This is a genomic window from Mangrovibacter yixingensis, assembly GCF_020523985.1.
GTDB lineage: Bacteria > Pseudomonadota > Gammaproteobacteria > Enterobacterales > Enterobacteriaceae > Mangrovibacter > Mangrovibacter yixingensis.
On record NZ_JAIVKM010000005.1, the window covers coordinates 60224 to 72923 of the forward strand.

Sequence of the window (12700 nt, forward strand, 5' to 3'; positions counted from 1 at the left end):
GTCTCTGATGAGTTTTGATATTGCCAAATACCCGACCCTGGCGCTGGTTGACTCCCCGCAAGAGTTACGGCTGTTACCTCGCGAAAGTCTGCCTAAAGTGTGCGATGAACTACGTCGTTATTTGTTGGACAGCGTCAGCCGTTCCAGTGGGCACTTTGCTTCGGGCCTGGGCACCATTGAACTGACAGTGGCCCTGCACTATGTCTATAACACGCCGTTTGACCAGCTGATTTGGGATGTTGGGCACCAGGCGTATCCGCATAAAATTCTCACCGGACGCCGCGATAACATTGGCACCATTCGCCAGAAAGATGGTCTGCACCCTTTCCCGTGGCGTGAAGAAAGTGAATACGATGTGTTAAGCGTCGGGCACTCATCCACCTCTATTAGTGCCGGTCTGGGCGTTGCTGTTGCCGCAGAAAAAGAAGGCAAAGGCCGCCGTACTGTGTGTGTTATTGGTGATGGTGCCATCACTGCGGGTATGGCGTTTGAAGCGATGAACCACGCGGGTGACATCAAATCCGACATGCTGGTTATTCTCAATGATAACGAAATGTCGATTTCGGAAAACGTGGGTGCGCTGAATAACCACCTTGCACAATTGCTGTCTGGCAAGCTCTACTCCAGCCTGCGTGAAGGCGGTAAGAAAGTGTTCTCTGGTGTGCCCCCCATTAAAGAATTACTGAAACGCACTGAAGAACATATTAAAGGCATGGTGGTTCCCGGGACGTTGTTTGAAGAACTGGGCTTTAACTATATTGGCCCGGTTGACGGCCATGATGTGGCAGGGCTGGTGAGCACCCTGAAAAATATGCGTAGCCTGAAAGGGCCGCAATTTTTGCATATCATGACCAAGAAAGGCCGTGGTTACGCACCAGCTGAAAAAGATCCCATTTCATTTCATGCGGTACCTAAATTCGATCCGCAAAGTGGCACTCTGCCAAAAGCGACGGCCACTCAACCCAGTTATTCGAAAATTTTTGGTAACTGGTTATGCGAAACAGCGAAACAGGATGACAAGCTGATGGCGATTACGCCAGCCATGCGGGAAGGTTCCGGTATGGTCGAATTCTCCCGCCAGTATCCTGACCAGTATTTTGATGTCGCCATTGCAGAACAGCACGCCGTTACTTTTGCAGCAGGCCTGGCGATTGGTGGCTATAACCCGGTCGTCGCCATCTATTCAACATTTTTACAGCGCGCTTACGACCAGTTGATTCATGATGTTGCCATTCAGAAACTGCCAGTCCTGTTCGCTATAGACCGGGCCGGTATTGTTGGTGCAGATGGCCCAACTCACCAGGGCGCATTTGACCTGAGTTTCCTGCGCTGTATTCCAGGCATGGTCATTATGACGCCAAGTGATGAAAACGAATGCCGCCTGATGCTGCACACGGGTTACCACTACAAAGAAGGGCCATCGGCAGTGCGTTACCCCCGCGGTAATGCACGTGGTGTTCCACTTACACCGCTGGAAGTACTGCCTTTAGGTAAAGGCCGCTTGTTACAGGAAGGCAAGGATATTGCGATTCTGAACTTTGGCACGCTGTTGCCAGAAGCTGAGCAGGCTGCACAGGAATTGAATGCCACCCTGGTGGATATGCGCTTTGTGAAACCTTTGGACGAAAGCCTGATTCTGGAGCTGGCAAGCCGCCATTCTGCACTGGTCACACTGGAGGAAAATGCGGTGATGGGTGGTGCTGGCAGTGGGGTTAATGACGTTCTGATGGCACACCGCAAACCGGTTCCTGTTCTGAACCTGGGGCTACCAGATACCTTTATTCCACAGGCAACACAGGATGAAGCCCGAAGTGCTCTTGGTCTTGATGCCCAGGGGATTACACAACGCATCCGTGAATGGCTCGGATAAAACTGTCTTTTACTTCTCCCCTTCCTCTCCTGCTATGCTTAAAGCAAATTTTTTCTCATTGCAGGAGAGGAGTCATGGAATATACCACGCTGGGTAAAACCCACCTTCGCATTTCCCGTTTGTGCCTTGGTTGCATGACATTTGGCGAACCAGAGCGTGGGCGACACGCCTGGACGTTGCCAGAAGAAAGCAGCCGTGACCTGATTCAGTACGCCCTTGGCCGGGGAATTAACTTTTTCGATACTGCCAACAGCTACTCCGATGGCAGCAGTGAAGAGATTGTTGGCCGGGCACTGCGTGACTTTGCCCGCCGGGAAGATGTCGTCGTCGCAACCAAGGTCTATTTCCCCGTAGGGGATTTAACCGAAGGCCTTTCACGCAAGCAAATTATGCGGTCCATTGATGACAGCCTGAAACGCCTCGGTATGGAATATGTCGATTTATTGCAGATCCACCGTTGGGACTACAACACGCCACTGGAAGAAACCCTCGAAGCATTGCACGATGTTGTACAGTCCGGCAAAGCGCGCTTTATTGGCGCGTCATCCATGCATGCCTGGCAGTTTGCCAAAGCACTGTTCACCCAACGCCAGCATGGCTGGAACGAGTTTGTTACCATGCAGGACCAATACAACCTGATTCAGCGTGAAGAAGAGCGGGATATGCTACCGTTATGCTACGACCAGGGCGTTGCCGTTATTCCATGGAGCCCACTGGCTCGTGGGCGTTTAACCCGCCCCTGGGGTGAAAACACGGCCCGTTCAGTGTCTGATGAGTTCGGTAAAAGTCTGTATCAGTCCAGTGAAGCGAATGACGAACAAATTGCGCAAAGAGTGGCCGCAATCGCCCGCGACAAAGAAGCCAGCCGTGCTCAGGTAGCGCTGGCCTGGTTGTTAAGCAAACGAGGTGTTGCAGCACCAATTATTGGCTCATCGCGCAAAGAACAGCTTGAAGACTTACTGAACGCAGTAGATTTGAAACTCAGCGATGGAGATATTGCCGAGCTTGAAACGCCTTACCAGCCGCATCACGTCGTTGGCTTTCGTTAACTATCGGCACAACCTCATGTCCGCACGGAACGAGAGGATGTCACCCAATAAAAAACCCTGAAAATCAATTTATTGATTTTCAGCTGCTAACTAAAAAGAAGGAAAACCACGCTTTTTCCTTCTTTTTCATCAATCTGAACCTGCCCCTTTTACAGGGCTGGTTCAGAGCTCAGCTCAGTAAACCAATGGGCCAGTAATGGCCACATAAGTACAGTGCAGCCGCAGCGATAACCCCGGCAACGATGTCATCCACCATGATGCCCATGCCACCATGCACATTTTTGTCAAACCAGCGGATAGGCCAGGGTTTCCACATATCGAAAATACGGAACAGAACGAACCCTACTGCCACCCATCGCCAGTCATTGGTCGGGAGGGCCATCAGGGTTATCCACATGCCGATAAATTCATCCCACACAATACTCCCGTGATCATGAACCCCCATATCACGAGCCGTTACATGGCACAAATAGACGCCGATGCAGACTCCCAACATTAGCACCAGTACGTACAGTTGCCAGGGCAGGAAACTCAGCAAATACCAGAAAGGAATAGATGCCAGGGAGCCCATGGTGCCGGGAACGATTGGGCTTAAACCACTGCCAAACCCTGTCGCCAATAAATGCCAGGGGTTAGATAACCGAAGACGACGTTTGGCGGCGGCTTTCTCAGACGGTTGTAAAGTGGTCATATCCATGTAACTCCAGTTTTACCGGCTTTCCTTGTTGCATCAGTGTCAGGCCATCGCTGGCGACAGTCATTTGACCAACGCAAGTCCAGGGTATGCCTAAATGACCAATAGCCACATCCAGCGCCCCACGGTTAACTTCTGGTACCGTAAAGCATAGTTCGTAATCTTCCCCACCAGCCAGCGCCCATTCCAGAGCCTGCTCCATTGAAGTGCTTTCTTTCAATGCATCAGAAAAAGGCAGGTTATCCAGGTCAAGCCTTGCGCCACAACCACTGGCTTTGAGGATATGACCCAGGTCAGAAATCAGCCCATCGGAAAGATCAATAGCACTACTGGCCAGATCCCGTAATGCCTGGCCGTGAAGAATACGGGGTTTAGGGCGTAAATGGCGGCTTACCAGCCAGTCGGCGTGCACCTTATCTTCCACCTGCAAGCGTTCTTGAAGAATGGCCAGCCCTGCAGCGCTGTCACCGGGCGTACCCGTCACGTAAATCCAGTCTCCAGGCCGTGCACCACTGCGTTTTAATGCTCTACCCTGGGGAATAAAACCATGAATACCCAGCGTCATCGAGAGGGGGCCTTTTGTAGTATCCCCGCCGATTAACTGCATATCATAGTAACTTAACTGTTCAAACAGGCTGTCACTGAATGCAGCCAGCCAGCTCTCATCAACATCAGGTAGGGTTAATGCCAGGGTAAGCCAGGCTGGGTCCGCCCCCATTGCTGCAAGGTCACTAATATTCACGGCCAGTGCTTTACAGGCTATATCGGCAGGCGCCATATCAGGAAGAAAATGAATACCACTCACCAGCGTATCAGTGCTTATCGCGAGGGTTTGGCGTTCCGGTACAACCAGTAAGGCACAGTCGTCGCCAATACCTGTTTCTACATCCCGCCGCGAACTGCTGACACGATTGAAATAGCGGTCTATTAACGAAAATTCACCGCAAGCCATACAAAAAGCCTCAACAGATAAAAAAACAAAGGCCGGGAAACCCGGCCAGTGACAACAATTCTGGTGCTGCCTTATACAAACAACACGCCATGTAGCAAACTTATTTCCGGTGTGGGCGCACCTGAGGCGCTACTTTGTCGAGAACACCGTTAACAAACTTATGGCTATCTTCTGCACCAAACGTTTTGGCCAGTTCAATTGCTTCGTTGATGGCCACTTTATATGGGACATCATCACGTTTAGACAGTTCAAACAAAGCGATACGCAGCACCGCTTTTTCCACCTGGCCAAGCTCTTCAAGCTGGCGAGATAACACAGGCTTCATAAGCTCGTCGAGATATGCGCTATTATTCGCCACCCCGGCCAGCAGTTCACGGAAGTACATGACGTCGACATCTTTCACGTCCTGTTCCGCCAGGAACTGGTATTCAACATCAGCGATGTCGTTCTGGGACAACTGCCAGGAGTAAAGCGCCTGGACGGCACACTCACGGGCGCGGTGACGAGCAGCAGGTTTCACGGAATTCCCCTTACTAAAATCAGGCCTTAATGGCTTTCAATACATTGATCATTTCGAGCGCGGTCAGGGCAGCTTCTGCACCTTTATTACCGGCTTTTGTACCAGCACGCTCAATTGCCTGCTCAATACTTTCGGTGGTCAGAACACCAAAGGCTACCGGTATTTCGCTATCCTGTGCGACATGAGACAAGCCAGTGCTTGCACCACCTGCGACATATTCAAAATGGGCAGTACCGCCACGGATAACCGTACCGAGCGCAACGACTGCATCATAACGGCCGGTCTTCGCCAGTGCGCCAGCAGCCAGTGGCAGCTCATACGCACCCGGAACCCAAACCACGGTGATATTTTCATCTTTTACCTGACCAATACGTTTCAGCGCGTCAATTGCACCGTTCAGCAGGCTGTCATTGATGAAGTTGTTAAAACGCGCGATTGTGATGGCGACGCGAGCGTCCGGGGTAGCAACGGTAGCTTCAATAATGTTCATACTCTTCCTTACGAGTTTTGTGTGGCCCCCGCAGGGGGGCGGATTTTATCATAATCTTTCAGGCACTGCTTACTTTTATACGCCTTCTGCGCCGAATGGCGTTACTCTCCAGACTTTGCGCAAAAGAACACCATCTCTGGCTCAGCACCCGGTATCAGGTACCAAATGCAAGCAGAGGTCTGGCCCAACCTGGCGAACCTGGCTGAAAACCAGTTGCGGCGCATCGGCCAACATTGTCAACCCAGGCAAAGCGCATAGCCCACGGGCATCATTGCCCAGCAGTTTTGGCGCCATATAGACAATCAGCTCATCCACCAGGCCTGCCTGTAATAATGCGCCGGAAAGTTGTGCGCCAGCTTCCACCCACACACTATTAATTTGGCGCTGACCCAGCAACATCATCAACGCAACTAAATCCAGATGCCCGTTATGTTCGGGTAACACTAACTGTTCAACCGCCTCTGGCCATGGCTGTGTATCTGCAGTTGTTCTGGCAAGCCAGGTTTGCCCTGGCTGGCTGATAAGCCGGTGAGCCGGGGTCACACGGTTTTGGCTATCGACGATAACCCGCACAGGTTGGCGCAAGGAGGATTGTGGATAAATACGCTGTGTATCAGCGTCAAGCTCTTGCCAGCGTACAGTCAGTGAAGGGTCATCAGCCAGAACCGTTGAACTACTGGAAAGAATAGCGGCACTCTGCGCACGTAAACGCTGTACATCACGGCGTGATTGCGGTGAGGTGATCCACTGGCTTTCGCCGCTGGACATAGCTGTGCGGCCGTCCAGTGACGCCCCAAGTTTCACCTGTATCCAGGGGAAACCCGTTCGCATTCGTTTTAAAAAACCACGGTTAAGGCCTTCGGCTTCGCTATTCATCAAACCGTGGCTAACATCCACACCAGCCTGCTGCAAATGATACAAACCACGCCCGGCAACTTGCGGGTTTGGGTCTTGCATCGCGGTAACAACCCGGCTAACACCTGCAGCGACCAGAGCTTCACAACAAGGTGGTGTACGCCCGTAATGGCTGCAAGGTTCAAGCGTAACATACGCCGTAGCACCACGGGCTTTATCGCCCGCCATGCGCAAGGCATGCACCTCGGCATGGGGTTCACCCGCGCGGTAGTGAAAACCTTCACCAACGATTTCACCATCACGCACAATAACACAGCCAACATTAGGGTTAGGATGGGTGGTAAAACGACCACGGCGCGCCAGCTCTAACGCTCTGGCCATGTAGCCTTCATCGTGCATTATTTAATCCTGTAAGCGGGCAATCTCTTCGCCAAATTCGCGAATATCTTCAAAACTGCGGTAAACAGAAGCAAAACGGATATAAGCGACTTTATCAAGCTTGCGTAACTGCTCCATCACCAGGTTACCAATCATTTTACTGGGTACTTCTCGCTCCCCTGTAGCCCGGAGTTGTGACTTGATATGATTCAGCGCCATTTCAATGTCGTCTGAACTCACCGGGCGCTTTTCCAGCGCTTTTTGCATACCGCTGCGTAACTTATCTTCATTAAAGGGTTCACGCACGTTGTCACTTTTCACCACACGCGGCATAACCAGCTCTGCTACCTCAAAGGTAGTGAAGCGTTCATTACATACCAGACACTGCCGCCGACGCCGCACAGATGAGCCTTCACTCACCAAACGCGAGTCGATGACTTTAGTATCCACTGCAGAACAAAATGGGCAATGCATAAGGTTTCCTGATTGGTTGTTGCAATAGTTGCATAGTTTACCCTGGAGTTTTCAGACGACAAACCCAGATGATTTGAGATAAAGGCGCTATGCCTTTCATTACACGCCCGCTACCCTGAACGTAATCTCGTTATTATGGATCATTTTCATATGAAAACCTGTTACCAGTCAGGGCTATTTATACTGTTCACTTCATTGATGGTAAGTGGTTGCACACCACAGGCCGAAGTAACCAGTGTGCACCAGGATGTACAAACGTTAAGTCACGAAATGCGCACACTGCAAAAAGAAACCAGAGATGTCGCCTGGCAAAATGCGCTGAATGCCCGTTCAACAGAAGGTGCTTGGTTAATTCCGGGGGCTCAGACACCGGCGCGGCTTACCAGCCAGTTGGGGCTATTAACCTTCTCATTGGCCCGCACCGAAACAACAGGAAATGGAGTGACTGTTTATATTCATGTCCACCGGGATGGTAATAAAGGTTTACCGGCATTTAACGGCAATCTGGTATGGGGAACACTCTCTGGCACACTTGAGAATTACCAGCAAGTAAATACCCACTCACTGCAATTTCAGGCACCTGCCACGCTGACAGCCCCCGTTGACATTGATCTCGCCATTCACTTGCCAGATACCCAACTCAGCGATGTTGGCTTTATCCGTATCCATGGATTGTCATCGTCTGACACCAGCATGGATACGCCAGATACCACCCAATAGAGCACCACACATTCTCTTGCAGCCACTGGCGGACTGATACCGCTGGCTGCAACCTCCCCACTCGGCTACTGCTCACCCACAACAACAATGAGATGTACGTCACGTTTTTGTCGCAAATATTTAAGCTATTTGCAGAAATGCTTCAGCAAAAAGTATTTTGTATTGGACTGTAAAATTAAACCAGATAGAATTTCGTTGTTTTATTAGCACAAATGTGAACGCAATCGATTTCGCTAGTGCAAGATATATTAACTAAACATATATCTGTGAGGCAGAATAAGAATTGTGACGTGCTAAAAACAAACATATCTGGCAATAGCAACTGACTCCCCGTGCATTTGCGACATCTATAACAGTGGTCACTACATGAAAAAAACACTTTTAGCGGCAGGCGCAGCTGTCGCACTTTCTTACACTGTATCTGCTCAAGCGGCAGATAACAGTGGTGAATACCTCTCAGACTGGTGGCATCAGAGTGTTAACGTGGTGGGCAGTTACCACACTCGCTTTGGGCCACAACTCCGTAATGACACATACCTGGAATATGAAGCTTTTGCCAAAAAAGACTTCTTTGATTTCTACGGTTATGTGGATTTACCCCGCTTCTTTGGTGGCAACTCCACTTCTCAGGGTATCTGGAACCACGGTTCCCCGCTGTTTATGGAAATCGAACCACGTTTTTCCATCGACAAACTGACCGGAACCGACCTGAGTTTTGGGCCGTTCAAAGAGTGGTATTTTGCTAATAACTACATCTACGATATGGGCCGGAATAAATCTGGTCGTCAGAGCACCTGGTATATGGGTTTAGGTACCGATATCGATACCGGCCTGCCAATGGGACTGTCTCTGAACATTTATGCCAAATACCAATGGCAGAACTACCTGGCAGCGAATGAGAACGAATGGGATGGTTATCGCTTCAAAGTGAAATACTTTGTCCCGATTACTGACCTGTGGGGCGGTAAGCTGACTTATATCGGTTTCACCAACTTTGACTGGGGTTCCGATTTAGGTGATGAACCTAACCGCACCAGCAACTCAATTGCTTCCAGCCACATTCTGGCGCTGAACTATGACCACTGGCATTATTCTGTTGTTGCCCGTTATTTCCATAACGGCGGCCAATGGGATGATGATGCAGGTTTGAACTTCGGTAAAGGTGATTTCAATGTGAAATCAACTGGCTGGGGTTATTACCTGGTAGTCGGTTATAACTTCTGATAACAGAATGTGATTCCCTCTCACCCCGTGTCAGCCAGGCTGATATGGGGTGAGATTTTCCTCCAGAGCGTTAATTCCTGTCCACCCTTCACCTCACCATATTTACCTGTTTTTTTGTTTGCCAATAGCTGTTACCAGGCGATGTATTCCTCGTTACCAACAGGTATGTACTGCTTGTTATGTCCCTTCGAAACGCGTGTATAACAGGCAAAAAAAACCACGGTGTTTAACCACCGCGGTTTTCATCAGCACCAACAAAACAGGATTAAGGCAGAATACGCGGCTGATCCGCCCCTTCTTTCTCAACTTTCTGTTGCAGCATATGCTCACGACGCATACCCAGTTTCAGAGCAAGCGCAGAAGCCACATAAATAGATGATGCCGTACCGATGGTGACACCAATCAACATGGTCAGCGAGAAGCCTTTCAGCACCGGGCCGCCAAAGAGATACAGCATCAAAATAACCATCAAAGTGGTACCGGACGTAATCAAAGTACGGTGCAGCGTCTGGGTCAGTGACACGTTAAAGATTTCGTAAGGTGTACCGCGGCGAATCTTGCGGAAGTTTTCACGAATACGGTCAGAAACCACAATGCTGTCGTTCAGTGAGTAGCCAATAACCGACATCAACGAGGCCACAATAGTCAGGTCAATCTCAATATGGAACAGAGACAGAACCCCCATGGTGATAATCACGTCGTGCGCCAGTGCCAGAACAACCCCGGCAGCCAGACGCCATTCAAAGCGAAAACCGACATAAATAAGGATACAGATAAGCGCTGCAAACAGCGCCATACCGCCTTTTTGTGCCAGATCCGCACCGACGCTTGGGCCAACAAACTCAATACGTTTTACCGTTGCCTGTTGGTGAGTGGTCTCATTAATTACGCTAACCACTTTGTTACCCAGTTCCTGGCTGCCATTAGCATTATGCACTGGCGGCATACGAACCATGATGTCGCGGCTGCTACCGAAGTTTTGCAGTAACGGGTCAACAAAACCCGCTTTTTGCAGAGCAGCGCGCATCAGATCCATATCAGCAGGTTTTTCGAGGTTAATTTCAATCACCGTACCACCGGTGAAATCCAGACCCCAGTTAAACCCACGAACCCCCATTACAACCAGGGATATAACCAGCAGCAAACCAGAGATGCCGAAGGCCAGGTAATCCCAGCGCATAAAGTCCCAGACTTTACGGCCGTGGTTCAATTGTTCAACAGTATATTCCTGTGCCACAACGCACTCCTCAGATAGACAGCTTTTTGACGCGTTTGCCGCCATACAGCAGGTTCACGATGGCGCGGGTACCGACAATTGCGGTAAACATTGACGTTGCCACACCAATACCAGTGGTAATTGCAAAGCCCTTGATTGCCCCGGTGCCCACGGCGTACAGGATAATAACCTTGATAAGGGTGGTAATGTTCGCGTCAAAAATTGAGCTGAACGCACCTTTGTAACCTTCATCAATGGACTGTTGTATCGTACGGCCGTTACTCATTTCTTCTTTGATACGTTCGTTAATCAAAACGTTCGCATCGACAGCCACCGCAAGGGTTAACACGATCCCCGCAATACCAGGCATTGTCAGAGTTGCCCCCGGCAACAAGGACATAATCCCAACAACTAACACCAGGTTAGCCAGCAGAGCAGATGTCGCAATCAGGCCAAACTTCTTGTAGAAGAAGATCATGAAGATGATGGAAATTGCCAAACCAGCCAGGCACGCTTCCAGACCCTGTTGGATGTTTTGCATCCCAAGGGTTGGCCCAATGGTTCTTTCTTCAACAATCTGGATTGGCGCAATCAACGCACCAGCACGCAGCAACAGAGAAAGCTGGCGAGCTTCAGTTGGGTTGCTTATCCCGGTGATACGGAAACTGTTGCCCAGACGCGACTGAATGTTAGCCACGTTGATAACTTCTTCCTGTTTCACCAGAATGGCACGTCCATTCGCATCTTTCTTACCACTGTCTTTATATTCCACAAACAGCGTCGCCATTGGGCGGCCAATGTTATCTTTTGTGAAATTGGACATAATGCTCCCACCCGCGCTATCCAGTGAAATATTCACCTGCGGTTGGTTGTATTCGTCCATGCTCGACGTGGAGTCAGTGATATGGTCACCGGTCAGAATAACGCGTTTGTACAGCACAATTGGCTGGCCTTCACGGGTGTATTTCACTTCTGAATCACCCGGTATACGCCCGGCAGCCGCAGCAGCCTGATCCACACTGGTATTCACCAGACGGAATTCCAGTGTTGCTGTTGCACCCAAAATTTCTTTTGCGCGCGCAGTATCCTGAATCCCTGGTAACTCAACCACAATGCGGTCTGAACCCTGGCGCTGAACCAGCGGCTCTGCCACACCCAATTGGTTTACACGATTACGCAGAATATTAATGTTCTGCTGAACAGCATATTCACGAGCTTCACGCAGACGGTCATCGCTCATTACTGCGCGTAACGCGTTGTCACCCTGGCTGGAAATCACTAAGTCACGGTGGCGCGGTGTGAGGTAAGAAATAGCATCATCGCGTGCGGATGAGTTAGGAAAGGTAATACTCAGCCCGTAGTTATCGGTTTTGCGTACACTGGAGTAAGGAATATTTTTGGTACGCAAATCACTACGCAGTGTATCAATATTCTGTTCCTGCAGTTTGCCCAGCGCAGTATCCATATCCACTTCCATCAGGAAGTGTACGCCACCACGTAAATCAAGACCGAGTTTCATCGGTTCTGCAGAAATAGCAGACAGCCAGCGAGGTGTTGCTGGCGCAAGGTTCAGCGCGACAACATATTGATCGCCTAATGCACTTACCAGTGCTTCCCTGGCGCGTAACTGGGTATCTGTTGAATCAAAGCGCGCAAGAATCGCTCCTTGTTCCAACGCCACAGATTTCGCGGTGATATTATCTTTTTTGAATTCAGACAGGACCTGGTCCAGCGTTTTCTCACTGGCGGCGGCACCGCGCGCACCAGTGATCTGAACAGCCGGATCCTCGCCATAAAGGTTGGGAAGCGCATACAGCAGGCCGACGATAAGTACGACGACCAGCATAATATACTTCCACAAAGGATAACGGTTTAACACGGCAGTTCCCTTTGGGAAAACAGAAGATTACAGCGCCTTCATAGTGCCTTTCGGCAGGACAGCTGCGACAAAGTCACGTTTGATAACAACTTCAGTTGTATCGTTCAGCGCAATGGAAATATAACCATTTTCGCCTACTTTGTTTACACGACCTACCAGCCCGCCGTTAGTCAGCACTTCATCGCCTTTCGCAATAGAGTCCATCAGTTTTTTATGGTCTTTAGTACGTTTTTGCTGTGGGCGCAGAATCATGAAGTAAAAAATCAGGCCGAATACCACCAGCATCAGAATCAGTGACATCGGGCTGCCCTGAGCAGGCGCACCAGTTGCCGCTACCGCATCAGAAATAAAAAAGCTCATTAAAAATCCCTCATTTATT

Annotated in this window: 13 protein-coding genes; 4 read left to right on the plus strand and 9 right to left on the minus strand. The window is 50.0% G+C overall.

All coding sequences use genetic code 11. The annotated features are described in order from the left end of the window. The first annotated feature begins 7 nt into the window (after positions 1–7). Positions 8–1870, plus strand: coding sequence for a 1-deoxy-D-xylulose-5-phosphate synthase (gene dxs, locus LC084_RS16305; RefSeq protein WP_226572233.1), 1863 nt, complete (start codon positions 8–10; stop codon positions 1868–1870). 74 nt (positions 1871–1944) lie between these two features. Then, positions 1945–2919 carry an aldo/keto reductase gene (locus tag LC084_RS16310; RefSeq protein WP_226572234.1) on the plus strand — a complete coding sequence of 325 codons (975 nt, stop codon included), beginning with the start codon at positions 1945–1947 and terminating at the stop codon, positions 2917–2919. 169 nt (positions 2920–3088) lie between these two features. Here the strand turns inward: LC084_RS16310 and pgpA are convergent, their stop codons facing one another. The 6 genes from pgpA to nrdR all read right to left on the minus strand — a co-directional run bounded on the left by pgpA (position 3089) and on the right by nrdR (position 7282). Continuing rightward, a complete protein-coding gene (gene pgpA, locus LC084_RS16315; protein ID WP_226572235.1) occupies positions 3089–3610 on the minus strand; it encodes a phosphatidylglycerophosphatase A in 522 nt (173 codons plus the stop codon). Then, the gene (gene thiL / locus LC084_RS16320) at positions 3588–4565 is read right to left on the minus strand and encodes a thiamine-phosphate kinase (protein ID WP_226572236.1); all 978 of its coding nucleotides are present in this window, start codon (positions 4563–4565) and stop codon (positions 3588–3590) included. Before thiL ends, pgpA begins: the two co-directional genes overlap by 23 nt. A 100-nt stretch (positions 4566–4665) precedes the next feature. Next, the gene (nusB, locus tag LC084_RS16325; RefSeq protein WP_036116178.1) at positions 4666–5085 is read right to left on the minus strand and encodes a transcription antitermination factor NusB; all 420 of its coding nucleotides are present in this window, start codon (positions 5083–5085) and stop codon (positions 4666–4668) included. Positions 5086–5104: 19 nt separating this feature from the next. Beyond that, complete coding sequence (gene ribH / locus LC084_RS16330; RefSeq protein ID WP_226572237.1) at positions 5105–5575, minus strand: 6,7-dimethyl-8-ribityllumazine synthase; 471 nt, start codon at positions 5573–5575, stop codon at positions 5105–5107. 141 nt (positions 5576–5716) lie between these two features. Continuing rightward, a complete protein-coding gene (gene ribD / locus LC084_RS16335; RefSeq protein WP_226572238.1) occupies positions 5717–6829 on the minus strand; it encodes a bifunctional diaminohydroxyphosphoribosylaminopyrimidine deaminase/5-amino-6-(5-phosphoribosylamino)uracil reductase RibD in 1113 nt (370 codons plus the stop codon). Between the two features lie 3 nt (positions 6830–6832). After that, a complete protein-coding gene (gene nrdR, locus LC084_RS16340; RefSeq protein WP_064595350.1) occupies positions 6833–7282 on the minus strand; it encodes a transcriptional regulator NrdR in 450 nt (149 codons plus the stop codon). Positions 7283–7432: 150 nt separating this feature from the next. On the opposite strand from nrdR, the gene LC084_RS16345 reads away from it, so the two are divergent. Together LC084_RS16345 and LC084_RS16350 are read left to right on the plus strand one after the other, a co-directional pair. Beyond that, entirely contained in the window at positions 7433–8002 is a 570-nt protein-coding gene (locus LC084_RS16345; protein ID WP_226572239.1) for a DUF3251 domain-containing protein, read from the plus strand. 366 nt (positions 8003–8368) lie between these two features. Further along, complete coding sequence (locus LC084_RS16350; protein ID WP_226572240.1) at positions 8369–9226, plus strand: nucleoside-specific channel-forming protein Tsx; 858 nt, start codon at positions 8369–8371, stop codon at positions 9224–9226. Positions 9227–9491: 265 nt separating this feature from the next. Here LC084_RS16350 and secF read toward each other — a convergent pair whose 3' ends face one another. The 3 genes from secF to yajC are packed head-to-tail and all read right to left on the minus strand — an operon-like array spanning position 9492 to position 12681. Further along, the gene (gene secF, locus LC084_RS16355) at positions 9492–10463 is read right to left on the minus strand and encodes a protein translocase subunit SecF (RefSeq protein WP_226572241.1); all 972 of its coding nucleotides are present in this window, start codon (positions 10461–10463) and stop codon (positions 9492–9494) included. 10 nt (positions 10464–10473) lie between these two features. Continuing rightward, complete coding sequence (gene secD, locus LC084_RS16360; protein ID WP_226572242.1) at positions 10474–12321, minus strand: protein translocase subunit SecD; 1848 nt, start codon at positions 12319–12321, stop codon at positions 10474–10476. A 27-nt stretch (positions 12322–12348) separates the two neighbouring features. Further along, complete coding sequence (gene yajC, locus LC084_RS16365; RefSeq protein ID WP_036116194.1) at positions 12349–12681, minus strand: preprotein translocase subunit YajC; 333 nt, start codon at positions 12679–12681, stop codon at positions 12349–12351. Positions 12682–12700 lie beyond the last annotated feature (19 nt).

Excerpts from the sequence above, each read along its gene's own strand:
- pgpA (WP_226572235.1), bottom strand. The coding sequence starts at position 3,610 with ATGACCACTTTACAACCGTCTGAGAAAGCCGCCGCCAAACGTCGTCTT.
- LC084_RS16310 (WP_226572234.1), top strand. The coding sequence starts at position 1,945 with ATGGAATATACCACGCTGGGTAAAACCCACCTTCGCATTTCCCGTTTG.
- nrdR (WP_064595350.1), bottom strand. The coding sequence starts at position 7,282 with ATGCATTGCCCATTTTGTTCTGCAGTGGATACTAAAGTCATCGACTCG.
- ribH (WP_226572237.1), bottom strand. The coding sequence starts at position 5,575 with ATGAACATTATTGAAGCTACCGTTGCTACCCCGGACGCTCGCGTCGCC.
- ribD (WP_226572238.1), bottom strand. The coding sequence starts at position 6,829 with ATGCACGATGAAGGCTACATGGCCAGAGCGTTAGAGCTGGCGCGCCGT.
- dxs (WP_226572233.1), top strand. The coding sequence starts at position 8 with ATGAGTTTTGATATTGCCAAATACCCGACCCTGGCGCTGGTTGACTCC.
- LC084_RS16345 (WP_226572239.1), top strand. The coding sequence starts at position 7,433 with ATGAAAACCTGTTACCAGTCAGGGCTATTTATACTGTTCACTTCATTG.
- LC084_RS16350 (WP_226572240.1), top strand. The coding sequence starts at position 8,369 with ATGAAAAAAACACTTTTAGCGGCAGGCGCAGCTGTCGCACTTTCTTAC.
- thiL (WP_226572236.1), bottom strand. The coding sequence starts at position 4,565 with ATGGCTTGCGGTGAATTTTCGTTAATAGACCGCTATTTCAATCGTGTC.
- yajC (WP_036116194.1), bottom strand. The coding sequence starts at position 12,681 with ATGAGCTTTTTTATTTCTGATGCGGTAGCGGCAACTGGTGCGCCTGCT.